The following is a 24,379-nucleotide window of genomic DNA, read 5'->3' as shown; positions in this document are numbered from 1 at the left end:
TGTCTTCGGCGGAATCCTGCCCGGGTGTCCGCGCCCGGTCATTGCTTCAGGTCAAAGGCCGGCGGGCGTCTTACGGTTGACAGGCCCGGTGCGAGGCGACCATCCTCGACCCGACTGGGCCGCTCCGCAAGGGTCCGAAGCATGTCCGAACGCCGTACCGCGATTCCCTCCTATCCGACTTTCGACGAGTTGCGCGCCCGCCGTCTGGCGGAGCTGCGCGCCGCCGCCCTGGACGTGGAACTTGCCCTGGCCGACGCCGGCTTCACCGGCGACGTGATCCCGGAGCGCTTCCTGTCGCCGTCCCTCAGAAACCGAATCGCGGAGCGGGGCCGCGATCCCGGCGCTCTGGGCTGACACCGGGTGCGACCTGGAGGCGGCGCCCCGACCGCTGCTTTGCGGGCGATGGGCGCGGCTTCTCCAACAGGTCTTCCCGCCACTCCGACTTGATAGGCCGAGCGACGACGCCGACCGCCCGACAGGCGGGAAGGCGCGCCGGAACTCTTCGTAGCCGCCCTGCGACATCAAACCGTCTGCCCAGACGCGCCGATGGATCGTACCGCATTGCAGCAAGCTACGAATTGGAAATGATATGTCCGACTCAATTTACGCCAGGGTTCGCCGGAACCCGAACTACCAGGTGCTGGTCAGGCGGCGCGGGCGCCTCGCCGCCGTGCTGTCCGCGCTGGTCCTGGTGTCCTACTACAGCTTCATGATGGTCGTGGCCTTCGCGCCCGGCCTGCTCGGCCGCCCGCTGGGCGAGGGCGCCACCCTGTCGGTCGGCGTGCCGATCGGCGCGGGGATCATCGTCGTGTCCTGGCTGTTGACCGGCGTCTATTCCTACTTCGCCAACGGCCCCTTCGACGACCTGACCAACGACCTGATCCGGGAGACGGCGGAATGAGGCGCCTGCTGTCCCCCGTCGCGGCCATGGGCCTCGCGGCCCTCGCCCTGGCGGCCCCCGCGCTGGCCGCGCCCGCCGACCTGGGCGGGGCGGAGAAGCAGGCGGTGAACGTGACGGCCATCGTCATGTTCTTCATCTTCGTCGTCGGCACGCTCGGCATCACCTACTGGGCGGCCAACCGCACCAAGTCGGCGGCCGACTTCTACACCGCCGGCGGCGGCATCACCGGATTCCAGAACGGCTTGGCGATCGCCGGCGACTATATGTCGGCGGCGACGCTGCTGGGCCTGTCGAGCCTGGTGTTCGCCACCGGGTTCGACGGCTTCATCTATATCATCAGCTTCTTCGTCGGCTGGCCGATCATCCTGTTCCTGATCGCCGAGCGGCTGCGCAACCTGGGCCGCTTCACCTTCGCCGACATCGCGTCGTACCGGCTGGACCAGACCAAGGTGCGGACCTTCGCGGCCATCGGGTCGCTGACGGTCGTCTGCTTCTACCTGATCGTCCAGATGGTCGGGGCGGGCCAGCTGATCAAACTGCTGTTCGGCCTGGATTACGCCGTCGCGGTGATCGTGGTCGGCGTGCTGATGGTGGTCTACGTCACCTTCGGCGGCATGATCGCCACCACCTGGGTGCAGATCATCAAGGCGGGGCTGCTGCTGGGCGGAGGGTCGCTGCTCGGGCTGCTGGCCCTGTCGCGCTTCGGCTTCGACCTGGACTTCATGGCGGCCCAGGCGGTCGCCTCCCACAAGGCCGGGATCAAGATCATGTCGCCCGGCTCGCTGCTGGCCGACCCGGTCTCCGCCGTGTCGCTGTCGCTGGGCCTCGTGTTCGGCACGGCCGGGCTGCCGCACATCATGATGCGCTTCTTCACCGTCCCCAACGCGAAGGAAGCGCGCAAGAGCGTGTTCTACGCCTCCGGCTTCATCGGCTTCTTCTTCCTGGTGGTCGGTATCCTGGGCCTGTCCGCGATCACCATCGTCGGCACCGACCCGCAGTTCTTCGAAGGCGGCGTGATCGGCGGCAAGATCATCGGCGGCGGCAACATGCCGGTGATGCACCTCTCCAAGGCGCTGGGCGGCGACCTGTTCCTGGGCTTCCTGTCGGCGGTGGCGTTCGCGACCATCCTGGCGGTGGTGTCGGGCCTGGCGCTGGCGGGAGCCTCCGCGATCTCCCACGACATCTATGCCCGGGTGATCCGCAAGGGCAAGGCGACCGAGAAGGAGGAGATGCGGGTCTCCAAGATCGCCTCGCTGGTCCTGGGCGTGCTGGCCGTGGTGCTGGGCATCCTGTTCGAGAAGCAGAACGTCGCGTTCCTGGTCGGCCTGACCTTCGGCATCGCGGCCTCGGCCAACTTCCCGGTGCTGATCCTGTCCATGTACTGGAAGGGCCTGACCACCCGCGGCGCGCTGCTGGGCGGCCTGACCGGGCTGGTCTCGGCGGTGGTCTGCGTCGTGCTGTCCAAGGCGGTGTGGGTCGTCGTGCTGGAGAACCCGGCGCCGATCTTCCCCTACGAGCACCCGGCCCTGTTCTCCATGACGCTGGCCTTCCTGGTCACCGTCGTGGTGTCCAAGCTGGACCGCAGCGCGTCGGCGGAAAAGGAGCGGGCCGCGTTCGACGACCAGGAGGTCCGCTCGCAGACCGGCATCGGCGCCTCGGCGGCGGTATCGCACTGACGGGTTGGGACCGACCGATCCGGGCCGGTGCCGGCACCTTGTTCTTTCGGGCGAACGGGAGCATTTTCGTCGGGGATGACGGAGGTATCGATGGCAACGGTTATCGACGGGATCGACGTATCGTCCAGGCCGACCCTCAGGTCGGTCGCCGAGACGATCCGCGCCAACGGCGACCGTTTGCATGATGCCGGCATCGGGCGGATCGTCGTGTTCGGATCGGTGGTCCGGGGTGAGGACAGCGAGGACAGCGACATCGACGTGCTCATCACGCCCCTGCCTTCCGTGATTGTCAGCGGCCTCCGCCTGGCCGGGTGGAGGAATCTGCTGACGGAAATGCTGGGGCGCGAAGCTGACGCGGTCGCGGACGAATTCCTGCGGGATGCCGTCCGTACCTCCGCCGAGGCGGAAGGCGTGGAAGTCTTCCGTGCGGTGAGGGGCGCCTGTTGCAAAAGCGCCGAAACTGCCCGGCGGCTTGCAGCGTTCCGGGAAACAACCGGGGACCGGACAACGGGAGCTGTCGCCGACCTTCTGGCGGAGTCCCGGCGCAACCGCATGGACCGACTGGCCGGATTTGCCGGCGTCATGTAACGGGAGCCGTCCTCTTTGGTGCGGGTTGTGCGCATCAATCGCGAGCCTGTGGTGACAGCTTATGGAAGCATCATGCCGCCGGACGACTGGGCAAAGCAGGCTGGGGCACGTTGATCCCAAGCCTGCCTTTTGCCGAGGGGTTAGAGCGGTCCCCGATCAGGTTGAACCCCTCCGATCCTCGCAGCCGGCCGTTCCACTCGCCGCACTGTGTTGCGCCATGGGCGCAACCTACGGCTCAATGCAGGGCGAAGGTGATGCGGGCCGACGATCGTAGGTTGCGCCCATGGCGCAACGCATCGGATCAGCTGTCTCGGGCGGATCGACCTGTTCGGGTACAGCTCTAGTTTCCGGACGGCCGCGGGTCAGGCGACGGCCTTGACGATCTCCTCCGCGACCTTCTTGGCGTCGCCGAACAGCATCATGGTGTTGGGGCGGAAGAAGAGTTCGTTGTCGACGCCGGCGTAGCCCGAGGCCATGGACCGCTTGATGAAGACCACCGTCTTGGCCTTCTCCACGTCCAGGATAGGCATGCCGTAGATCGCCGAGGTCGGGTCGGTTTTGGCGGCAGGGTTGGTCACGTCGTTGGCGCCGATCACGAAGGCCACGTCGGTCTGGCCGAAGTCGCGGTTGATCTCCTCCAGCTCAAGCACCTCGTCGTAGGGCACGTTGGCCTCGGCCAGCAGCACGTTCATGTGGCCGGGCATGCGGCCGGCGACGGGGTGGATGGCGTAGCGGACCTCGACGCCCTCCTTCTTCAGCAGGTCGGCCATCTCGCGGAGCGCGTGCTGGGCCTGCGCGACCGCCATGCCGTAGCCCGGCACGATCACCACGGACGAGGCGTTCTTCATGATGAAGGCGGCGTCCTCCGCCGAGCCGGCCTTGACCGTGCGGTCGCCGGCCGGGCCGCCTGCGGCGGAAGAAGCCGCGCTGTCGCCGCCGAAGCCGCCCAGGATGACGTTGAAGATCGACCGGTTCATGCCCTTGCACATGATGTAGGACAGGATGGCGCCGGAAGACCCGACCAGCGCGCCGGTGATGATCAGCAGGTTGTTCTCCAGCGTGAAGCCGATGCCGGCCGCCGCCCAGCCGGAATAGCTGTTCAGCATCGACACCACCACCGGCATGTCGGCGCCGCCGATCGGCAGGATCAGCAGGAAGCCCAGGGCCAGCGCCAGCAGCACGATGACCCAGAGCGCCACGGTGGAGTTGGAGGCGCACAGCCAGACGATGGCGAGCACCAGCACGACGCCCAAACCGGCGTTCAGCATGTGCTGCATGGTGAAGACCAGCGGCTTGCCGCTGACCAGGCCCTGGAGCTTGGCGAAGGCGACCAGCGAGCCGGTGAAGGTGATGGCGCCGATCGCGACGCCCAGCGCCATCTCGATCAGGCTGCCGGTGCGGATGGCGCCCGAGGTGCCGATGCCGTAGGCTTCCGGCGCGTAGAACGCCGCGATCGCGACGAACACCGCCGACAGGCCGACGAGGCTGTGGAAGGCGGCGACGAGCTGCGGCAGGGCCGTCATCTCGATCCGGCGGGCGATGACGGCGCCGATGGTGCCGCCGATCGCCAGCCCGACCAGGATCAGGGTGATCGACAGTCCGGAGACGAGGCCCGGCAGCATCAGCGTGGTGACGATGGCGATCACCATGCCGGCGATGCCGTAATTGTTGCCCTGGCGGGAGGTCTCGGGGCTGGAGAGGCCGCGCAGCGCCATGATGAAGCAGATGGCGGCGACGAGGTATGCCAGCGGGGCTAGTGTGGCCATGTTGGTTCAGGGCTCCGTTGTCAGGTCGTCTTCTTCTGCTTCTTCTTGTACATCGCCAGCATGCGCTGGGTGACGATGAAGCCGCCGAAGATGTTGACCGAGGCCAGGATGACGGCGAGGAAGCCAAGCATCGTGGAGAAGGTGAAGCCGGCCGTGCTGCCGGTCGCGATCAGCGCGCCGACGATGATCACGGAGGATACCGCGTTGGTGACGCTCATCAGCGGCGAGTGCAGCGCCGGCGTCACCCGCCAGACCACGTAGTAGCCGACGAAGCAGGCCAGCGCGAAGACCGTCAGGCCGGTGATGAAGAAATTATGCTCGGCCATGGGCTCACGCTCCGGCGTTTGCGGGGTGGGGGGCGGCCGGGGCTGTCGCGAAGGTCGGATGGACCACCGCGCCGTCGCGGGTCAGGGCGATCGCCTTGACGATCTCGTCGTCCCACGGCAGGGCGAACTTCTTCTCGGCGTCGAAGCACAGGTTCAGCAGCGCCAGCAGGTTCTTGGCGTAAAGCATGGAGGCGTCGACCGCGATCCGGCCCGGCACGTTGGTGTGGCCGACGATCTTGACGCCGTGCTTCACGACGATCTCGCCGGGGACGGAACCCTCGACATTGCCGCCGGATTCGACCGCCAGGTCCACGATCACCGATCCGGGCTTCATGCTGGCGACCATGGCGTCGGTCACCAGCCGCGGGGCCGGGCGGCCGGGGATCAGGGCCGTGGTGACGATGATGTCCTGCTTCTTGATCGTCTCGGCGATCAGGGCCGCCTGCTTGGCCTGGTATTCCTTGCTCATCTCCTTGGCGTAGCCGCCGGAGGTCTCGGCCTGCTTGAACTCCTCGTCCTCGACCGCGACGAAGCTGCCGCCCAGGGACTGGACCTGTTCCTTCACCGCCGGCCGCACGTCGGTCGCCGACACCACGGCGCCCAGCCGCCGCGCGGTCGCGATGGCCTGGAGCCCGGCGACGCCGACGCCCATGATCAGGGCGCGGGCCGGCGGCACCGTGCCGGCCGCCGTCATCATCATGGGGAAGGCGCGGCCGAACTCGTAGGCCGCGTCCAGCACGGCGCGGTATCCCGCCAGGTTCGCCTGGCTGGACAGCACGTCCATGGACTGCGCGCGGGTGATCCGGGGCACCAGCTCCATCGCCAGCGCGGTCACGCCCGCCTCGGCGTAGGCCGGCAGCAGGTCGCGGGAGCCGTGGGGATTCAGGATGCCGGCCAGGACGGCGCCGCGCTTCATCAGCGGAAGCTCGTCCTCCAGCGGGCGCTGTACCTTCAGCACGACGTCGGCGTCGGCATAGGTCGCGGCGGGGTCCGGCGCGATCTCGGCGCCGGCATCGGCGAAGGCCTGGTCGGGGATGGAGGCACCGTCGCCGGCGCCGGTCTCGACCACCACGTCGGCGCCGAGAGCCTTGTATTTCTTGACCGTGTCCGGGGAGGCGGCGACCCGCCGCTCAGAGGCGCGCCGCTCCTTCGGGATTGCTATCTTCATGGGGTGCTGCTCCTCCGCGATGCTTGTTCTTGCCTCCGCGCCGCCGGGCAGAAGCCGGGCGCAAAGGGGGCCTTGCCGCGGCCGGGGGAAAGGCCGCGGGAGATGGATTCCTGACGGGAACGACGGGGTGGGCGGCCTTAAGCGGCCATCAACTCGCGCAGATGGGCCGCGAGGCTCTCGGCCAGCCCGTCCATGGAATAGCCGCCTTCGAGCACCGAGACGACGCGGCCGTCGCAGTGGCGCCGGGCCACCGCCATCAGCTCGCGGGTCGCCCAGGCGAAGTCGCCGGCCTCCAGGTTGATATGGGCCAGCGGGTCGCGCCGGTGGGCGTCGAAGCCGGCGGAGATCATCAGCAGGTCGGGCTTGAAGGCCTCCACCGCCGGTAGCACGAAGTCCTTCATGCCGCGCCGGAACTCCGCGGACCCGGTGAAGGCGGCCAGCGGCACGTTGACCACGTTGTCGTGGCGGCCCCGCTCCTCGCGCGCTCCGGTGCCCGGATAAAACGGCCATTCATGGGTCGAGGCGAAGAACAGGTCCGGCTCATCCTCGAACATGGCCTGGGTGCCGTTGCCGTGGTGGACGTCGAAATCGACCACCGCGACCCGCTTGACGCCGTGCCGCTTGCGGGCGTGCTCGGCGCCGACCGCGATGTTGTTGAAGACGCAGAAGCCCATGGCGCGGGCCGGCTCCGCGTGGTGGCCGCACGGCCTGACCGCGCAGAAGGCGTTGTCGGCGGCCTTCTCGCCCACCACGGCGTCGACCGCCGCGCAGACGGCTCCCGCCGCGCGCAGGATGGCCGAGCGGGACGTGGCGGACAGGACGGTGTCGGGGTCCAGGTGGACCCGGCCCTGGCTGGGCACGGCCGCGAGCACCGCGTCCACGTAGGGGCGCTCGTGGACATGGGCCAGCTGCTCGACGGTCGCCTCGGGCGCCTCGCGCTGGTCGAGCTGGCGGAAGTCGCCGGAACCCAGCACGTCCCAGACGGTGTCGATCCGGGCCGGGCATTCGGGATGCCCCATGCCGGTGTCGTGCAGGCGAAAATCGGGATGGGTGAAGATCAGGGTGGTCATCGCTGCACCGGGCCGGGGGTCTGCGGGAAAAGGGTCACGGTCGCGGAAAAGGCGGCCGGGAGGCGGAACGTCGGTTCCGCCTCCCGGTCCGTCTCAATGCGCCAGTTCCTGGGGGGCGAGTTCAGGGGCGGGAGCCTTGTCTTCCCGCTCCAGCTCGCCCAGGCGGATGCCGATGAAGTCGCGCACGCCGACCAGCCCGACCAGGGTGAAGCCGTCGAGCACCGGGACGTGCCGGATATGGTTGTCCTGCATCAGCTTCAGCACATGGTGCAGGCCGTCCGTCGGCGCGCAGGTGATCAGGTTGCGGCTCATCAGGTCCGACACCTTCATCTGCATGACCTTGCCGCCGTGCTCCAGCATGGCGCGGACGATGTCCCGTTCCGAGAACATGCCGACGACGGTGTTGCCTTCGGTCCGGCAGACATCCTTGACGACCAGCGCGCCGATGTTTTCCGCCTTCATCAGCTTGGCCGCGGTCTCCACCGTCTCGCCGGTTCGGACGGTCACGATGCGATGGTTCTTCGAGCGGAGAACGTCTTCTACCCTCATGACATTTCCTCCAGTTTTGCGACGGAGCGGAGCCCTTGTGCCGGGATTTACCCCGCCGGGCTTTACTGTGCCGCCACCGCCGGCTGTTCCGCCGGTTCCGGCCGGCGGGTCCGCGTGTAGCAGCCGGCCATTTCGCCGCGCTGCTTGACCAGCGCCAGCACGACGTCGATCGTCGGGGTCGCCACTCCGACCATCCGTCCCATTTCCTGGACGACGGTCAGCAGCGGATCGATCTCCATCGGGCGGTCGCGCTCGAGGTCCTGGAGCATCGACGTCTTGTGCGCGCCGACGGCGCCCGCGCCGTTGATCCGGCGTTCCACGTCGACGCGGAAATGCACGCCCAGCCGGTCGCCGATCTCCTTGGCCTCCAGCATCATCGCACGGGCGACGGCGCGAGTCTCGGGATCGGACGTGATAACGTCCAGCGTCGCATGGGTAAGCGCGCTGATCGGGTTGAAGCACAGGTTGCCCCACAGCTTCAGCCAGATCTCATCGCGGATCTTGTCCAGGACGGGAGCCCGCAGCCCGCCGGCGGTCAGCGCCTCGGAGAGCTTCACGATGCGGTCGGAAGAGCTTCCGTCCGGCTCGCCCAGGCTGAACTTGTCGCCGTAGACATGCTTGATCACGCCCGGCTCGACCACCTCGGTCGCGGGATAGACCACGCAGCCGATCGCCCGCTCCGGCCCGAATTCCTTCCACTGCAGGCCGCCGGGATCGACGCTCTCGACCACCCGGCCCTCGTAATCGCCGCCGTGCTTGTGGAAATACCAGTAGGGGATGCCGTTGACCGCGGTCACGATCGCCGTGTCCGGCCCCAGCAGCGGCTTGATCGACGGGATCGCGCCGGTGACGGAATGGGCCTTCAGCGCGATGATCACGTAATCCTGGGGACCCAGCGCAGCCGGATCGTCGCTGCAGGTGGGGTGGACGGTGTCCTCGCCCTCTTCGGTGATCAGCTTGACGCCGTTTTGCTGCATGGCCGCGAGGTGCGCGCCGCGCGCGACCAGGCTGACGTCGGCACCGCCCTGGTGCAGGCGCACGCCCATGTAACCGCCGATGGCGCCCGAACCGAAAATGCAAATCTTCATGAGCGTCTCTCCCTTGAGGTTACCGGCCCGTTTTCCCGTGGCCCTCGATCTTTTTATGGCGATCTTTGTTGCGCGGATGGAGTCAGCCCCGCGTCGTTCCCTGGATCTTGGTATACATTATACTGTGTGTCAACAACATTCCGGTTCACGCCCGGGGCCTCTCCCGGGCATCCGCGCCGCCCAATGCCGAAGGAACCCTGGGTCAATGCGCCCATTGTAGGAGCATTGCGGTAGGGCGTATGAAACGCTAGAAGGACATGACCGAGAAGTATATTGTATTACTGATGCGGTCGGCCAAATCCAGCCTGCGCACGGGACGGGCGATTCAGGGACGCCGGGCGGCTTGGCTCAACCAGATAAGTAGAGGGTGACAGTCAATGACTGGTCCGACGTTGAACGTTCAGCCGCTGGATACCAGCACCAGTTTTCGCACTCAGGTCTATCATGCCCTGAAGCAGGCGATCACGGAGATGGATATCTACGACCACAAGACGGAGATCCGCCTGGACGAACGTCAGGTCAGCGAAAAGCTGGGCGTCAGCCGCACCCCGATCCGCGAAGCCATGACCCTGCTGGAGCAGGAAGGCTTCGTCCGCTCCCAGCCGCGCCGCGGCATCTTCGTGATCCGCAAGACCAAGCGCGAGATCCTGGAGATGGTCACGGTCTGGGCGGCGCTGGAGAGCATGGCGGCCCGCATCGCCGCCGAGAAGGCCTCGGACGAGGATTTCCGGTCGTTGCGCGAACTGTTCAGCGACTTCGAGGGCAAGAAGCCGACCGAGCACGTCAACGAGTACAGCGACGCCAACATCGCCTTCCACAAGGCGATCATCCGCATGAGCGGCTGCCAGCTGATCCAGGAGATCACGGACAACCTGTTCATCCACATGCGGGCAATCCGCAAGCTGACGATCGGCCAGGACAACCGGGCGGAACGCTCCATCATCGACCACAAGAACATCATCGACGCCCTGGAACGCCGCGACGCGGCCGCCGCCGAACAACTCGTCCGCGACCACACCCTCGGGCTGGCGAAGCACATCGAGAAGCACGGCAACTTCCTGGACTGAGGGTGACCCATCCGAGCTTGATCCTCCGGCCGCTTCCGGAGACCCGGACGCACTGCCGGAGCTAAAGCGGCCGGGAGAACAAGCGATCGTCGAAGACGGATTCCGTGGCTTCGATCATGGATACCCCTGCGGCATCGGGGTGTCCTGGATTGATCAGGATGTTGGTCTCGACCGGAATGATGACGGAGGGAACGAGGAGAACCGCCGAGCGCTTCTCCGTAAGCCAGGCTGTACCGAAACGCCGGGACTCATGCTCGTTCGCCAGAACCGGGCTGTCTGGCGACAGCCTTTCCGCCGCCGCGTAGACGATCGGATGACCCTTCTCGTGCCAGCGTCCACTCGCATGCAAACCACCGATACCCTGAAGTTCGGTGTATCGGCTCAGACGCCAGACGATCAAGATCAGGCGGCCATACCGTGTTCAATACGAACCAGCATGTTCTCGACTTCCCTGCCGCCCTGTTCAGTCCTTAGCATGTCGACGCACGTCTTGCCGTCGAACGCGTTTTTCGGCTTCCTCATCCATCGCCATGCCTTCTCGGGATCGCCGAACACCTTCCTCGCCCGGTTCGCAATGCGGATCAACCTGACTGCACAGTCGCTCTCGCCAGGAGTGAGGCGATCTTCGCGAGGCAATTCGCCACCATATACAAGCTGGAATGTTTCAGGGAGCGTATACCCGGCCTCCGCGACTTGAGCCAGCACGCCGGCTGGCAGTCGGGATGTCACGCAGTTGGCGAGTTCCCGGTCGTCCAACTCAGCGATGCGCGGCACGGCTGTTTCCGTCAATCCGGTGCATCCCGATCTGCCTCGGTATGTCGCCCTTTCCGAGCAAAGCGCTGAGATCCTCATTCATGGTGGGTCCCAGGAGCCACCGGAGGATTATGATCGCGCGAGCGTGATCGGTAAAGTTTTCCCTTTAACAGGACGGAGGCTTTTGAGAAAGCCGGAATCCCCCGGCGGCCGGGCCGCCGGGGGTGGAGCGCTACGGCCTCACGGCTTGGCGGCCGCGTGGCTTGAGCCGTGTCCGTGGCCGTGGGCGGTGCCGCCCTGCCCGTCCGGGAGGACGATGCTGATGTTCTGCATCATGCCCTGGTCCTCGTGGTCCAGGATATGGCAGTGCAGGACGAACTCGCCGATGTAGCGGCGGTAGCGGGTGCGGATGAAGATCTTGTACTCACCGGTCGGCGGGTTGGTCAGGCCCGAGGTGATCAGGCTCTTGACCCAGAGCGTGTCCTTCCAGACCCCCTTCAGGCCAGGATATTGCGGGTCCGCCGTGGTCTGGCCGGAACTGTCCACCGCTCCCGCGACGCTGACGTCCTTGCCGTTCGGGTCCAGGATCTTGACGATCTGGAACGGGTTGACGTGGATGTGGAACGGGTGGCTGACGAAATAGGAGCGCAGCTCCCATTCCTGCACGCCGCCCAGCGGCAGCTTGCGGTCGATCCGGGTCGGGTCGTAGGGGACGGCGCCTTCGGGCACCAGGTTGCCGTTGGCGTTCTCGACCACGTCGAAGTCCTCGCCGACCTCGAAGGTCGTCGGGTCGTTCGAATAGGTGTTGATGAAGAACACCAGCTTCTCGCCGCTCTGGACCTCGGAGTCCTCGATCGTCGGATGGGGCACGAACCGGGTCAGCTTCAGCCCGTCCTTCAGGCCGGCGATCACCTCGTCCCGCACCTTGCCGGCATAGACCTTCTGCGCGGCGGCGACCAGCTGCTCGGTCAGCGCCTTGGTCACGTCGGTCACCGGGGCCTTGTCCTTCGGCCGCTCCGAGACCTCGACGAAGCCCAGGATCTCGCGGCCCGACGCGGCCTCGCTGACATTGCCCGCGGCCGAGGTCGCGACCTCGCTGATGCAGTAGCGGCCCGGTTCGGGGAAGACGACCAGCAGGTCGTTGCGGTAGCCCGGCTGCAGGGTCGTCGCGGTCACCGTCTGCGCCTGGGCCATGGTCAGGCCGTCGGACGCGACGATCTGGTACGGCACCGGGGCGCCGCCGCAGGTCTCCTCGACGAACCTGTCGCTGTCGGACGCCTTCAGGCGGAGCTGCGCCACCGGACCGATGTCGCGCGACACCTTGCGGAACTGGACCGTGATGGTCTCGCGCACGCCCGCATGGACCAGCCGCCAGCGCTCCGCCTGGCCGGCCATCGGCCCGCGGAACTCGGGCAGGACCACGCCGTTGATGCTGGTCCAGCGGCCGGACGCCGCCCAGGTGCCCGGACCGAACTGCTCGTAGCTCTCGATGACGCCGACCTCGCCGGGCAGGCAGGTCCAGTCGACGTTGCCGTCGGCATCGACCTTGATCTTCCCGTCGGCGCCGGTGCAGGCGTACTGGATCTGCTGGAAGACCAGCAGCTGCTCGGGCATGGCGCCGCCGTCGGGCTTGACCAGCAGGGTGTCCAGGTCGCCGTTGACCGTCTCGGTCGGCTTGCGGTCGCCACGCACGATCAGCGCGCCGGCCATGCCGCTGGAAACCTGCAGCGCGGTAGAGCCGTGCAGGTGCGGGTGGTACCAGAAGGTGCCCGAGGGATGGTCGGGCGGGATATTGTATTCGTACTGGAAATCGACGCCGGGAAGCAGCTTGACCAGCACGTTGTCGCTGTTGCCGGTCGGGCTGACCCACAGGCCGTGCGAGTGCAGGTTGGTGCCGTTGAAGCAGTGCGGCTTGTTGGTCGGGATCGTCGCGTCGAAGCAGTCGGGGTCCGCCGGCAGCCGGTTCTTCAGGTTGACCCGCACCGTGTCGCCCGGCGTCGGCGCGATGAACGGCCGGTCGGGGCTGGTGTCGGTGCCGACATATGTGCGCAGATGCACCGGCTGGTCGACACCGGTCGAAGGATTGTACAGGGTGCTGTCGACATACTTGATGGTGAGGTCGTACAGCCGCTCGCTGCCGCGGCGGGGGCCGGGGGTCGGCAGCTTCAGCAGGGAGGCGATGGACGGCGGCGATGCCGCCTCGCCGAGCACCGGCGGATTGGCGAAGACCCGCTTGGATGGTGCCGCCTGCGCGGCGGCATCCGACGCGGTGCCGAGGACGGCGGCCGTCGCGACGGCCAGCGCCGCGATCATCGCGGCGCCCGGTCGGCTGACAGGTGATTTCCTGGAAAGACGTTGCACTATGACCCTCCCCTGACCGGGAAAATGACCGAAAGCAAGGCAACATCCGTCCGCCGGCCGCACCCCGGGGTAGAGGGCGGCCCGCACGGCCGGTTTATTGAATACTATAATATTCAGGTAAAAGTTGTTGCCGATCGAACGTAATCCCATTGCCGGTTCGCGGCAACGGGAATGATCGGCGTCGGGCGTGCCGGTCGAGCGCTCGCCGGGAACGGGCGGCTCAGAAGCTCAGTTGGAGACCGAGCAGGAGGATGTCCGCGGTGTTCCGGCTTTCGGCCCCCTCGAAATCGACCCGGGAGCGGACATAGTCGGCCTGGAGCGACAGTCCGGGCGCCAGTTCGTAGTTCACGCCGATGCCGGCCGCCCACGACTTGTCGTCGTTGATGTCCCAGGCCTGGACATACTGGGCACCTATGCTGAACGGACCGGCTGAATAGGTCGCCCCGACGTTCCATTGCCGGCCCAGGCTGTTGAAGCCGTCGAAATCGCCGAACCCGCCGCCCACCGTGAAACTCGCGACCTCGACCTGGACGCCCGCGAGCCAGGCGGTGAAATCCTCGAAACCCTCGCCGTAGCCCCTGCCGTTCATCAGCGCGGCGCTGCCGATGACCGTCATGTCCCCGTCCAGGAACTCCCTCTGGTAGTTCATCGCCAGGGCGACGACGTCCCGGTATCCGCTCTCCTCCTCCGTGTCCTCTTCCTCTTCCTCTTCTTCCTCATCATCCGGATCTTCTTCCCCCGGCACCACCACGTCGGGCGTCTCGGGGTCGGGATCGATCACGGGCGGCGTTTCGGGGTCGGAAGAGGGGTCTTCCGGATCAGGCTGCCCGGGGTCGGGATCACCGTCATCCTCCTCGCCGTCGTCTTCCGGTTCCTCCCCGGCGCCATCGTCTTCCCCGTCGTCCTCGTCTTCACCGTCGTCCTCGTCCTCCCCGTCGCCTTCGTCTTCCCCGTCGTCCTCGTCTTCGTCCACCTCCTCTTCGTCATCCTCCTCATCGCCGATGTCCTCCTCGCCGTCCTCGATGACCTGGTTGACGGTGATCGCGGCAGGCTCCGCCACGGCGGCGAGGTTCGGCGCGGGAGCGGACGGAAGCACCGCCGGAACGGCCAGGGAAGAAGACAGGCCCGCCGCCGCGGGCGTGCTGACGAAGCCGAGCGACGACGGACCCGCGAGGGTCGCCGGAGCGGTGCGGAGCCTTCCCGGCTTGAAGGCGACGACCGACTGGCCGCGATCCAGAACATAGGGCGTGTAGGATATTCCCGCCTGGAAGCCGCCTATCCAGGGGGTGTAGTAGTTCACCTTGGTCCCCGATCCCAGGTCCGGATAGAACGGATAGTAATCGTCCAGAGTCAGTTTGGAGAAGCTGCCGTAATCGCCGTCGACCTGGCCTATCCCGACGCTGGGGGCATAGACGAGAAGTCCTCCGGCCACGACATCGTCGGTGTCGCCGAACTCCAGGCGGCCCCAGTTTCCGCCGAGATAAACATATGCTTCGTCGATATCCATCTCCGAGGTGGAGTCACCCCCGGTGATGGCCTGGAACTGAACCTTCAGGCCGTACAGAAGCCCGTTGTCGGCCTTGCCCCCGACGTTGATCCCTATCTCCGTGTCGTTGCGGAACTGCAGGCCGCGGGTGAGGTCCCCGCCCAATCCCGCCTGAAGTGTCGACGTGCCGTAGAGGGTCGCGAGCAGCTGTCCGGGGACGAGCACCGGTTCGTCGTCCTCTTCCTCGCTGTCGTCTTCCTCGCTGTCCTCTTCCTCGCTGTCCTCTTCCTCGTTCTGATCCTCTTCTTCTTCCCCTTCCTCTTCCTCTTCCTCTTCCTCTTCTTCCTCGTCCTCCTCCTCGGCGGCCTGGGCAAGCGTCGTGAGCGCCTCTTCGGCGGAAGCGTCGGCTGCCGGGAGAAGGATCATGAGGGCAAGGACCGCCGTCGAGGCAAGCGCCCTCCGCCTCATGATGCCGCCGCCGTCAAAGTGACAGGAGCCATGCTTCCGCGTCCCGAAGCTGGGAGTCCACCACCTCCCGGAAGTCCGATGCGGAGGGGGCCGCCGAGGGCCGGTCGGGCGGGATCCCCGTCCCCTCGTAGACCCGGCCGTCCGACGCCCGGTAGATCTCGTTGGAGACCGCCCCCCTCCACCCGTTCGGCAGGCGGAAGTAGAAGGGGTCGGACAGGGCGCCGTAGGTGGCGGTTCCGAAGGTGCGGACGTTCGGCAGGGCGCGGAACCCGATGGTCCCGACTTCCGCGGCGCTGATGGTGGCGTCGCTGGTCAGGACGGCCAGGGGCCCGGCGTGGCGGGGACCGGCCGCCGGGACGATCCCGATGGTCTGGACGTCCAGGCCGATGCCGCGCCTCACCGGCTGCTTGGTGAAGGCCGGCAAGGGCCGGTCCGTGAAATGGGCGGCCAGGGAGAGGGGCACCCGGTCCCATCCGCCGTAATTGTAGCGCATGTCCACGACGATTCCCCGGGTGTCCGCCAGATCCCGCATCACCCGGTCGAACACCTGCCTGGCCGCGGCCACGTCGGCCTGTCCCCCTTCGTCGTGCGACAGCCCTTCGCAGGCCATCAGCGCGATGTAGCCCAGGCCGCTCCGGAGCCGCCCCCACGCGACGGTGTCCCGGGCGGCGCGGTGTCCCGCTCCGGCCAGGACACGGTCGCTGACATGATGGAGCCAGTCGCGGCTGAAGCCGTCCGAATAGTCGCCGCCCACCGGATTTCCGCCCGCCGCCTTCCACGATTGGTAGAACCGATCCGGGCCGTCCCGGCTGGCGGCGTAGCGCCCCATGCCCCTCAGGGAGCCGTGGCCGTCCTCCAGGCGCCGCAGGGCCGCCGCCAGCGCGTCGAACAGGGCTCCCGGTTCAGACGACCCGCGCCGGAGCGCCGCGTCGGTTTCCGCCCGCAGGTCGGTCCAGTCGATCCCCGCCTCGGGGGCGAAGGCGAAGTGGCCGGACACCGCCTTGAAGAACGCGTCCACTGTCCGGGACGGGTCCGATATCCAGTCGTCGCCGCCCAGGCGGCGCATGGCCGGCCAGTCCGCCTCCCGGTCATAGACGAAGCGGGTTACGGTGCCCCAGTATTCCAGCTCCAGCCGGTCGCCGCGGCCCGGGTCCGTTTCGAGCCGCGCCTCGATCAGCTCCTTCTCGATGCCGTCGCGCGGCGATTCGTCTACCAGGGCCATCATCGTGTCGTAGCGGGTGTAGGTGCGGCAGGCCGACCTGTCGACGGCGAGCAGGTCGGCCGTGGTTCGGGAACGCCACAATCCCGTGGGTAGGGTACCGCGGGGCACCGTCCGGTCGGCCGATGCCAGGGACGCCACGATGCCCGTGGCGGCGGCTGCCGCGGTGGAGGCGATCAGGGCACGGCGGGTAAGGCGCATCTCAAATCCTTCGTTGCAGTGGCTCGATTCGCGGTGTCCTGCCTCGCGGTGTCCTGGAAGGCGCGGCCACCCTCCGGATAGGGCCGGCACCAGGCAAGGCCCCGCCCGTACAGGCTGTCGTCCGGTCCCGCCGCCCGGCCGCGGAGATCGTTTCCCCGTGCGGCCATGGCCCAGGAGCGCGCCTCGCCCCTGCGGTCGCCGGGCATGACGCGGATCAGGCGTATCTCCGCGTCCAGGCAGCCCGGGCGAAGCACGACGTCGTAGACGTGGGTCCAATCGCCATAGGTTCGGTGAAGGGCCACGTAGATCCATTCCCGAAAGCCTGACCGGCACCCCGTTCCCTTGCCGAAGCCGATCAGTTCCAGCGTATCAGCCGGACCGAGGAGTGGCATCCACTCCGGACGGATATCTGCCGGCCGCATTCTTGCTGTTCCGGACATGACATGTTCCCCATTGTTGTCTGCTTGGCACCCGATCGGCCTCAGATCTCCCGGGCGGGATTGCCTCGCCATGTCGAGTTGGCGGCCAGCGTCTCGCCCTTCATCAGGAATGAGTCCGGGTCGAGCACCACGCCGTCCGCCATATCGACCCCGTAATGGACGAAGGCGTTGCAGCCGATCGTGCAGCCGTTGCCGATGCGGATATGGTCGGATTTGAAAGCCCCGTCTTCCAGCGAGTGGCCCTGGATCGTGGTCATCCGGTTGATGGTGCAGTTGTCGCCGATGGCGACGAGCGACTTTTCCGGGATCGCGCAGCCGTCGTCGAACAGCTTCCGCCCGACCTTCAGCCCGAGCAGTCGCCAGATCATGCTTTTGAACGGCGTTCCCGAGAAGACCTCGAGGTAAAGGATCTCGCTGAGCTTCCAGTGCCGCTCGTGCTTCCAGTAATAGTCGTCGTAGATGGAGCAGAATTGCGGCTTCAGCTTCCCGAACCCGAGGCTGGCCCGCTCGACCAGGGCGAAGTACGCCACCGTCATGACGGGAAGGATGAGGGTGAAGTCGAACAGCGCCACCCAGCCGGCCTCATGGTACTGCGCCATCTCGTTCACCGCGAGCAGGGTGACCAGATGGACGAACAGCCATTGCTGGGCGAGGAACAATCCCATGGTGATCGTGTTGGAGATGTTCTTCAGGCGGAGCCTTTCCTTGAAGGTCGGGCCGTCCCGGTAATGCTCGAACTGCTGGTCCCGGGCGACCGAGCGCGGGATCCTGAAGCAGGGCGATCCCAGCAGCCCCGCGCCGTTCAACTCGGCCCCGCCGATCGGGACCATCACCTTGGTGGCCAGCAGGCAGTTCTCCCCCACCTTGGCGCCGGCCGGGTAGAGCACGTTGTTCCCGATGAAGCTGTTCGAGCCGATCGCGACCCTCGACAGCCTGAAGGACGTGTTCGAGACATGCGCGTTGATCATGGAGATGCCGTCGGAGATCAGGGTCCCCTTGCCGATCTCGCACAGGAAGGGCGTGTCGTGCTTTTGCGAGACCCCGAAATTCGATCCCGTCTGGTCGCTCAGCGAGATTCGGTAACCGATCGCCCGCAGGTAATAGATGATGCAGGAGCTGTCACCGAACAGCAGATTGTAGAAGTACGAATTGCTCATGCGGGAGGCGAGCCGGTACACGAAGTAGTGGAACCCGTACAGGACGTAGGTCGTGTCCTCCCTGAGGCAGAGGTTCAGCAGGCGCGGCACCGTGACGATGATGGCCAGGCCCAGGATCAGCAGCCCGAAGAACAGCCCGGCGGACCAGGCGAGCAGGTCCAGGTGGAAGTCCAGGGCGGTGAAGCTCGCGCTCGCGTGGGCGACCACTTCCGCCGCCGTCCCGAACTCCAGTGAGCTCAGCAGCGCGTCCAGCACCATGACGGGCAGCGGCAGGGTGACCGCGAACAGGGACACCACCTGCGCCACGGAGAAGGCCCATCGGCGCAGGGTGCCGCAGCGCCTGGGCTCGACCGTCGCGTAATCGTCCTGCGTCTCCTGGGCGGGCGACCCGTGGTAGCGTTTGCCCGGAGGTATCGCCTGCCCCCGGTGAAGGGAGGACGAATGGCCAAGCTGGGCGCCGTCGCCGATCGAGGTGCCGATATCCAGCACCGTCCCTTCCCCGACGAAGGCGTTCCGGCCGATGGCGACGGAGCCGGTCTCGATGAAGCCGGACCGGGCGCGGTATCCGGTAAGGAGGGAATCCTTCCTGACGATCGCGGCATCGCCGATCGTCAGGAGATCCGTGCAGACGGGAGCGACGGAGAAGATGACCGCGTCCCGGCCGACCTTGGCTCCCAGCATCCGCAGATAGGCATTGTAGACGGGGGATCCGACGAACAGGACCATCGGGTTCGCCTGGACCAGCCGCTTGACGATCCAGAATCGGAAATATCCCAGGCTCCAGATCGGGATCCGCTCCTCCCGCCACCGGCCGACCAGCAGCCATTTGAGCGCGACCGGCAGGGCGGCGAGGGTGACGAAGGCCGTCGCGGCGAACGCCGCCGACCGGACATAGCTGTCGGCCAAGGTGTCCGAGGCGGATACCCAGCCGTAGCCCTCGACCAGCGCGACGACCAGGGCGGTCGAATAGACGGCGTAGAAGGCAAGCTGGAGGAAGCCGCACAGGACATAGTCCGCCGTGCTTGCGACATGGACGGGCTCGTCGCGGACGGCCTCCTGTTTCCGGCGGACCTTGGTCGAGAGGAACGCGGTGAGTTCCCGGAGGGTCGGATGCAGGTAAACCTCCCGCATGGAGACCTCGGAGAAGTCGAAGCGTTCCCGGACCCGGGCGCAGAACCGCGCCATCAGCAGGGAATTGGCGCCCAGGTCGTCGAAGAAATGGTCGTCCATCGAGACCTGCTCGACCGTCAGCACGTCGCCGAGGATCCGGGCGATCTCCCGCTCGGTGTCGTTGCCCGGCGCCACGTACCGGGCGCTCCGGGCGACGAAGCGGGGTCGCGACGGGGCCGGCAGCTTCTTCCGGTCGACCTTGTCGCTCGGCAGCATCGGCAAGGCGTCCATCGCCTCGTAAAAAGCCGGCAGCATGTAGGCCGGAAGATGGCTGCGGATGGCCTGGAAGATCGCGTCCGGCCCGGGGTCGGCGGTGTCCTGGCGGAGGGTGTAGTAGGCCACGAGTTCGGCGGCGCCGGGCGCGGGCTCGTACTTGCCCACGACGGCCTGGGCGATCCCGGGCACCCTCATGATGACGGATTCGATCTCCGCCAGCTCGATGCGGTAGCCGCGGATCTTCACCTGCGCGTCGATCCGGCCGAGATACTCGATCTCGCCGTCCCCGGTGACGCGTCCCAGGTCGCCGGTCCGGTAGATGCGGCCGGACGGGTTGTCCGGAAGGTACAGGAAATCGGGGATGAAGGCCTTGGCGGTCAGGTCGGGCCGGTTGACATACTCCCGGGCCAGGCCGATGCCCGCTATGCAGACCTCCCCGGCGTCGCCCTTCCTGGCCAGCCGGGCTTCGCCCGGCTCCAGGATCAGGATCATGTAGGTCGGGAGCGGCACGCCGATGGTGACGGGCCTGTTCGGTTCCAGCAGCGTCCAGCTCGCCGTGACCGTCGCCTCCGTCGGGCCGTAGACGTTGAGGAAGGTCCTGCCCTCCCGGTACCACCGCTCGATCAGATTGTGCGGGCACGCCTCCCCGGAAACCAGGATGAACCGGAGGGACGGCAGGTCGTCCTCCAGCGTCGCCAGCAGCGTGGGCACGCAGCAGAGCGCCGTGATCCGCCGCACCGAGAGGAACTGCGACAGGTCGGCTCCGACCAGGCTGGGACCCGCCGGCGCGGGAAACAGCGCCGACCCGGAATAGAGCGGGACCCAGATCTCCTCGACCGAGAAATCGAACGCGATCGTCATGCCCTGGTAGACGCGGTCGTCCTCCGTCAGCCCATAGACTTCCGCCGCGACCCTGACGAAGTTGCAGATGCTGGAGTGCTCGACGGCGACGCCCTTGGGATAGCCGGTCGAACCCGAGGTGTAGATGATGTAGCAGAGGGCATCCGGAGGGGCGTCGGCCGGCCGCTCCAGGGGGGCGTCGGGTTCCCGCTCGACGAGGGGGGCGATCCGGTCCAGGCAGAGCGTTTCCATTCCCAGCCCGTCGAGCTGGCCGACCAGCCCGGAGGTCGTCAGGAAGAGCCCGATGCCGGCATCCTGCGAGATGAAGGAGACCCGCTCCCGGGGAAAGCCGGGATCGAGCGGGACGTAGGCAGCCCCCGCTTTCATCACCGCCAGCATCGCGACATAGGTCCAGATCGACCTGGCGAAGAGCAGGCCGACGCGGTCGCCCGGCGCGACGCCCCGCTTCAGCAGGAGGCGTGCCAGCCGGTTGGCCGTCCGGTCGAGGTCGGCGTAGCCCAGGTGGCCGTCCTCGGCCGAGACCGCCAGCCGGTCGGCGGCGCCGCTCCGGCTCATCATCGCGCAGCGCCACGCGATCAGCCCGTCGAGGCGCTCGCCGGTCTGCCAGCGGATGTGGTTGCCGAGGCCGGGGCATGTCAGGACCCGCTCCGGCTCGGGATAGAGTTGAGCGATCGTCTCGCGGGAGAAGGGGGCTTCCTCCTCGACGGGCGCTTCGCTCGTGACGGTCTGTTCGGTTCTTTCCATTTCGGATCCCCGAAGCTGTTTCTTGCTGACGTTGATCGGAATGCCGCGCGGGATCTGTCGGACGAGAGCAAGGCGGGAGGCGCCGGCACCCGGTTCCGGGTGCCGGACGGACGGTCTCCCTCGGGAAAGCGCCCGGGTCGGTCCTATTCGGCGGCGGCCCGGCCGCCGTGGGCAGCCGCGTGGACCGCGTTCTCCAGGATGTCCAGCCCGCGTTCCAGCAGGTCGTCAGGGGTCGTCAGGGGGGCGAGGATCTTGACCACTTCGTCATGGGCTCCCGACGTCTCGATGATCAGCCCGTCCCCGAAGCAGTGATGGCAGATCCTGTCGGCCAGTTCGCCCGAGCCGACATCCAGGCCGATCATCATGCCCCGTCCCTTGATCCGGCTGCCCGGAATCATTTCCGCCATCCCCGACAGCCGTTCCCTGACCCGGGAAGCCTTCGCCTGGGTGGCCGCGGCGAAGGCGCCGTCGGACCAGAATTTCCGCAGGGCGACCCTGGCCGTCACGAAGGCATGGGTATTGCCCCGGAACGTGCCGTTGTGCTCGCCCGGCCGCCACGCGTCGTGCTGCGGGCGGATCAGCAGGAGCGCCATGGGCAGCCCGAAGCCCGACAGGGACTTCGACAGGACCACCAGGTCGGGGACCACGCCCAGGGCCTCGAAGCTGAAGAAGGTCCCCGTCCGGCCGCACCCGGCCTGGATGTCGTCCACGATGAAGAGGGCGCCGTGCCGCTCCGCCAGGCGGGCCAACCGGCGCACCCAGGGGGCACCGGCCGCATTCAGCCCTCCCTCCCCCTGGACCGTCTCCAGCAGGATCGCGGCGGGCGCATCCAGTCCGCTGCTTGGATCGGACAGCATGCGGTCGAGGAGGTCGGCGGTATCGAAGTCCGGCCCCAGGTAGCCGTCGAACGGAACCCGCGAAACACCGTGGAGCGGCAGGACGGGACCCATGCGGTGATGGCGGTTGCCGGTGGCGGCCAGGGATCCCAGGCTCACGCCGTGGAACCCGTTGGTGAACGCCACGACGTTCGTTCGGCCCGTCACCTTGCGCGCCAGCTTGAGCGCCGCCTCGACCGCATTGGTGCCGGTCGGGCCGGTGAATTGCAGGCGGTAATCCAGCCCCCGGGGCTCGAGGATGAGTTTCTCGAATGTTTCCAGGAAACTCTGCTTGGCCGTGGTGAAGAGGTCCAGGCCATGGGCGATGCCGTCGTTCAGGATGTGCTCGACCAGGGCCTGTTTCATGTCCGGGTCGTTGTGGCCGTAGTTGAGGGATGCGCATCCGGCCAGGAAGTCGATGTATTCGCGCCCCGCGGCGTCCCTCATCAAACTGCCCCGGGCGCTGCGAAAGACGACGTTGAAGTGGCGGCAATAGCTTCGAACGCCGGATTCCCGGCGATGGAAGACGCAGTCGGCTTCCGGCGATGGATTGGTCGCCATCTTTTTCTCCCTCCTGATATCGTCACGATGGGACGACGACTGAAACGTCAGGTTCACATGGGCTTGATATCTCGAGCCTCTCCGACCGCCTTTTTATTCGTCTTCCGCAGGGCCTCCCGGTTGGGATTGCGCGTAAATAACGTCGGCTTTTCGGCTCAGGAAATCCTGATCAGTGCATATCCGGCAAGGACAACGGTGGTTCAGGAACCGGCATGTGCTTGTGCCTGGAAGCTAAGGTTCCATTCTTTGAAAGTACATCGGGAGGTTTCTGCGCGAACACCTTTGGTTTTTATTGTGTCTAACGCGGAGATGCTGTCCCTGGATCGCCGGTGGGCAGCATTCAAACTAATACATGAAACCAGGCGTTTTTTCTTGTTTATTTTAGGCATAAGACTTTATTCACTAGTTCATGTTCGCATGGACGTACATGGTGGAGCTAATCTGAAGGGCCGATTCTTTCCAGTGCGGGCTGATAGTTGTATGCATATTGAAGTTGGGAATATTTTTAAAAACGCAATGTTCTTTCAGGGCACAATGTATCCGATCGTCCCAATGTGCAACCTGAAAAAGTAAGCGGCGGGGTTTACAGTGCGGCACCCTTCCGGCCGCTCCGAGGATTTGGTTCCGCCGGGGTATGCTTCGCCGGGATCAAGTAAGGATGTGAGGGGCCGGGCCGGTGGGCGCGCGTGCGTCCACGGGACGGCATCGGTGGAAAGGGTCCCGGACCCATAGGCCAGGGACCCGTCAGAACTCTCTCCGGCTTCCCGATGCCGGAAGCAGGTTTCAATGCGCCATCAGGATGGGCAGGTCCGGCGGGGTGGACAGGATGTCCCGGGTCACGCCGCCCAGCACCGTCTCGCGGAAACGGCTATGGCCATAGCCGCCCATCACCATCAGGTCGCAGCCGCATTCGGCGGCTCCGGCCACCAGCGCCAGCGCCAGGGGGCGCCCGTCGTCGGTGACCCGCAGGCACTCTGCATTCACGCCGTGCCAGCGCAGGCTTTCCGCCAGCCGGTCGGGATCGCCCGCGCGCCGGTTGGAGGGCTTTTCGCCTGTCAGGATGATCACGCGGTCCGCCGCCGCGAGCAGCGGAAGCGCCGAGGCAACGGCGCGCGACGCCGGCAGGCCGCCGTCCCACGCGACGGCGACGGCCGTCCCGAACGACGCCGGTTCCGCCCCGGGCTCCATTGCCGGCGCCAGCAGGATCGGACGGCCCGAATCGAACAGCGTGGCTTCCAGCGCGGCACCGATCAGGTCGGCGCCGCCGCCGTCGCGGGCGAAGACGGTCAGGTCCGCCAGCCGGGCCTCCTCGGGGATGATCTCCGCCAGGGAGCCGACCTCGGCGCGCCAGGACGAGGTCGGCCGCCCGGTGCCGGGGCCGCCGAAGCGCCGGTCCAGGTCCTCGAACAGCAGCCGTGCCGATTCCACCAGTTGGGACTGCCGCGTCTCCGCGATCTCGCGCAGCTTCCGGCCCAGGGCGGCCGGGATCGAGGCGGTCTCCACCGGGGACGCCACTTCCGCGTGGGGCGTCACGCACAGGCCCTCGACATGGCCCCGGACCCGGTCGGCCACCATGAAGGCCAGGGCGGCGGACCGCCGGTCGGTGCCTGCGCCCGTCAACGGCACCAGTATCTTCTTGAACATGATCGCTGCCTCCCCTCAGAAGAG

The 24,379-nt window shown here is 66.8% G+C and carries 19 protein-coding genes and 1 pseudogene; 5 read left to right on the top strand and 15 right to left on the bottom strand.

The genetic code is table 11. The annotated features are described in order from the left end of the window. Positions 1-141: 141 nt before the first annotated feature. The 4 genes from JL100_RS34740 (at position 142) to JL100_RS34725 (ending at position 3,165) form a co-directional block, all read left to right on the top strand. The gene (locus JL100_RS34740; protein WP_202683313.1) at positions 142-354 is read left to right on the top strand and encodes a hypothetical protein; all 213 of its coding nucleotides are present in this window, start codon (positions 142-144) and stop codon (positions 352-354) included. A gap of 235 nt (positions 355-589) precedes the next feature. Next, positions 590-901, top strand: a complete 312-nt coding sequence (locus tag JL100_RS34735; protein WP_202683312.1) for a DUF485 domain-containing protein — start codon at positions 590-592, stop codon at positions 899-901. Beyond that, positions 898-2,577: a cation/acetate symporter ActP gene (gene actP, locus JL100_RS34730; RefSeq protein WP_202683311.1), complete on the top strand. Its 1,680-nt coding sequence runs from the start codon at positions 898-900 to the stop codon at positions 2,575-2,577. Before JL100_RS34735 ends, actP begins: the two co-directional genes overlap by 4 nt. Before the next feature lie 90 nt (positions 2,578-2,667). Then, positions 2,668-3,165: a nucleotidyltransferase family protein gene (locus JL100_RS34725; protein WP_202683310.1), complete on the top strand. Its 498-nt coding sequence runs from the start codon at positions 2,668-2,670 to the stop codon at positions 3,163-3,165. Between the two features lie 362 nt (positions 3,166-3,527). Here JL100_RS34725 and JL100_RS34720 read toward each other — a convergent pair whose 3' ends face one another. From JL100_RS34720 to JL100_RS34695, 6 genes and pseudogenes are all read right to left on the bottom strand, one after another. Further along, positions 3,528-4,931 carry an NAD(P)(+) transhydrogenase (Re/Si-specific) subunit beta gene (locus JL100_RS34720; RefSeq protein WP_202683309.1) on the bottom strand — a complete coding sequence of 468 codons (1,404 nt, stop codon included), beginning with the start codon at positions 4,929-4,931 and terminating at the stop codon, positions 3,528-3,530. Between the two features lie 20 nt (positions 4,932-4,951). Continuing rightward, positions 4,952-5,227, bottom strand: a pseudogene (locus JL100_RS34715) (proton-translocating transhydrogenase family protein); the annotation flags it as partial. 34 nt (positions 5,228-5,261) lie between these two features. After that, positions 5,262-6,425, bottom strand: coding sequence for a Re/Si-specific NAD(P)(+) transhydrogenase subunit alpha (locus JL100_RS34710; RefSeq protein WP_202683308.1), 1,164 nt, complete (start codon positions 6,423-6,425; stop codon positions 5,262-5,264). Between the two features lie 137 nt (positions 6,426-6,562). Then, positions 6,563-7,495 carry a histone deacetylase family protein gene (locus tag JL100_RS34705; RefSeq protein ID WP_202683307.1) on the bottom strand — a complete coding sequence of 311 codons (933 nt, stop codon included), beginning with the start codon at positions 7,493-7,495 and terminating at the stop codon, positions 6,563-6,565. 93 nt (positions 7,496-7,588) lie between these two features. Continuing rightward, positions 7,589-8,044, bottom strand: a complete 456-nt coding sequence (locus JL100_RS34700; protein ID WP_201083261.1) for a CBS domain-containing protein — start codon at positions 8,042-8,044, stop codon at positions 7,589-7,591. Positions 8,045-8,106: 62 nt separating this feature from the next. Further along, positions 8,107-9,132, bottom strand: a complete 1,026-nt coding sequence (locus JL100_RS34695) for a 2-dehydropantoate 2-reductase (RefSeq protein ID WP_202683306.1) — start codon at positions 9,130-9,132, stop codon at positions 8,107-8,109. Positions 9,133-9,509: 377 nt separating this feature from the next. On the opposite strand from JL100_RS34695, the gene JL100_RS34690 reads away from it, so the two are divergent. Next, the gene (locus JL100_RS34690) at positions 9,510-10,199 is read left to right on the top strand and encodes a GntR family transcriptional regulator (protein WP_202683305.1); all 690 of its coding nucleotides are present in this window, start codon (positions 9,510-9,512) and stop codon (positions 10,197-10,199) included. Between the two features lie 61 nt (positions 10,200-10,260). Here the strand turns inward: JL100_RS34690 and JL100_RS34685 are convergent, their stop codons facing one another. The 9 genes from JL100_RS34685 to JL100_RS34645 all read right to left on the bottom strand — a co-directional run bounded on the left by JL100_RS34685 (position 10,261) and on the right by JL100_RS34645 (position 24,355). Further along, positions 10,261-10,599: an RES family NAD+ phosphorylase gene (locus JL100_RS34685; protein WP_202683304.1), complete on the bottom strand. Its 339-nt coding sequence runs from the start codon at positions 10,597-10,599 to the stop codon at positions 10,261-10,263. Positions 10,600-10,601: 2 nt separating this feature from the next. Beyond that, positions 10,602-10,988 carry an antitoxin Xre/MbcA/ParS toxin-binding domain-containing protein gene (locus JL100_RS34680; protein ID WP_202683303.1) on the bottom strand — a complete coding sequence of 129 codons (387 nt, stop codon included), beginning with the start codon at positions 10,986-10,988 and terminating at the stop codon, positions 10,602-10,604. A gap of 204 nt (positions 10,989-11,192) precedes the next feature. After that, positions 11,193-13,313, bottom strand: coding sequence for a multicopper oxidase family protein (locus JL100_RS34675; RefSeq protein ID WP_202683302.1), 2,121 nt, complete (start codon positions 13,311-13,313; stop codon positions 11,193-11,195). 220 nt (positions 13,314-13,533) lie between these two features. Further along, on the bottom strand, positions 13,534-15,225 hold the full coding sequence (locus tag JL100_RS34670; protein ID WP_202683301.1) for a porin: 1,692 nt from the start codon (positions 15,223-15,225) through the stop codon (positions 13,534-13,536). Between the two features lie 55 nt (positions 15,226-15,280). After that, a complete protein-coding gene (locus tag JL100_RS34665; RefSeq protein WP_202683300.1) occupies positions 15,281-16,687 on the bottom strand; it encodes a S41 family peptidase in 1,407 nt (468 codons plus the stop codon). Then, a complete protein-coding gene (locus tag JL100_RS34660; RefSeq protein WP_202683299.1) occupies positions 16,663-17,079 on the bottom strand; it encodes a hypothetical protein in 417 nt (138 codons plus the stop codon). Before JL100_RS34660 ends, JL100_RS34665 begins: the two co-directional genes overlap by 25 nt. 89 nt (positions 17,080-17,168) lie before the next feature. Further along, on the bottom strand, positions 17,169-21,275 hold the full coding sequence (locus tag JL100_RS34655) for a Pls/PosA family non-ribosomal peptide synthetase (RefSeq protein WP_202683298.1): 4,107 nt from the start codon (positions 21,273-21,275) through the stop codon (positions 17,169-17,171). 143 nt (positions 21,276-21,418) lie between these two features. Then, positions 21,419-22,711: a diaminobutyrate--2-oxoglutarate transaminase gene (ectB, locus tag JL100_RS34650; protein WP_202683297.1), complete on the bottom strand. Its 1,293-nt coding sequence runs from the start codon at positions 22,709-22,711 to the stop codon at positions 21,419-21,421. 783 nt (positions 22,712-23,494) lie between these two features. Beyond that, the gene (locus tag JL100_RS34645; RefSeq protein ID WP_202683295.1) at positions 23,495-24,355 is read right to left on the bottom strand and encodes a universal stress protein; all 861 of its coding nucleotides are present in this window, start codon (positions 24,353-24,355) and stop codon (positions 23,495-23,497) included. Positions 24,356-24,379: the final 24 nt, after the last annotated feature.

It is taken from the genome of Skermanella mucosa (assembly GCF_016765655.2).
GTDB lineage: Bacteria > Pseudomonadota > Alphaproteobacteria > Azospirillales > Azospirillaceae > Skermanella > Skermanella mucosa.
Note: the sequence above shows the minus strand (reverse complement) of the source record. Positions and strands in the feature narration are given on the sequence as shown.

Excerpts from the sequence above, each read along its gene's own strand:
- JL100_RS34665 (WP_202683300.1), bottom strand. The coding sequence starts at position 16,687 with ATGCGCCTTACCCGCCGTGCCCTGATCGCCTCCACCGCGGCAGCCGCC.
- JL100_RS34655 (WP_202683298.1), bottom strand. The coding sequence starts at position 21,275 with ATGGAAAGAACCGAACAGACCGTCACGAGCGAAGCGCCCGTCGAGGAG.
- actP (WP_202683311.1), top strand. The coding sequence starts at position 898 with ATGAGGCGCCTGCTGTCCCCCGTCGCGGCCATGGGCCTCGCGGCCCTC.
- JL100_RS34700 (WP_201083261.1), bottom strand. The coding sequence starts at position 8,044 with ATGAGGGTAGAAGACGTTCTCCGCTCGAAGAACCATCGCATCGTGACC.
- JL100_RS34735 (WP_202683312.1), top strand. The coding sequence starts at position 590 with ATGTCCGACTCAATTTACGCCAGGGTTCGCCGGAACCCGAACTACCAG.
- JL100_RS34670 (WP_202683301.1), bottom strand. The coding sequence starts at position 15,225 with ATGATCCTTCTCCCGGCAGCCGACGCTTCCGCCGAAGAGGCGCTCACG.
- JL100_RS34740 (WP_202683313.1), top strand. The coding sequence starts at position 142 with ATGTCCGAACGCCGTACCGCGATTCCCTCCTATCCGACTTTCGACGAG.
- JL100_RS34720 (WP_202683309.1), bottom strand. The coding sequence starts at position 4,931 with ATGGCCACACTAGCCCCGCTGGCATACCTCGTCGCCGCCATCTGCTTC.
- JL100_RS34690 (WP_202683305.1), top strand. The coding sequence starts at position 9,510 with ATGACTGGTCCGACGTTGAACGTTCAGCCGCTGGATACCAGCACCAGT.
- JL100_RS34725 (WP_202683310.1), top strand. The coding sequence starts at position 2,668 with ATGGCAACGGTTATCGACGGGATCGACGTATCGTCCAGGCCGACCCTC.
- ectB (WP_202683297.1), bottom strand. The coding sequence starts at position 22,711 with ATGGCGACCAATCCATCGCCGGAAGCCGACTGCGTCTTCCATCGCCGG.
- JL100_RS34705 (WP_202683307.1), bottom strand. The coding sequence starts at position 7,495 with ATGACCACCCTGATCTTCACCCATCCCGATTTTCGCCTGCACGACACC.
- JL100_RS34645 (WP_202683295.1), bottom strand. The coding sequence starts at position 24,355 with ATGTTCAAGAAGATACTGGTGCCGTTGACGGGCGCAGGCACCGACCGG.
- JL100_RS34660 (WP_202683299.1), bottom strand. The coding sequence starts at position 17,079 with ATGCCACTCCTCGGTCCGGCTGATACGCTGGAACTGATCGGCTTCGGC.
- JL100_RS34710 (WP_202683308.1), bottom strand. The coding sequence starts at position 6,425 with ATGAAGATAGCAATCCCGAAGGAGCGGCGCGCCTCTGAGCGGCGGGTC.
- JL100_RS34695 (WP_202683306.1), bottom strand. The coding sequence starts at position 9,132 with ATGAAGATTTGCATTTTCGGTTCGGGCGCCATCGGCGGTTACATGGGC.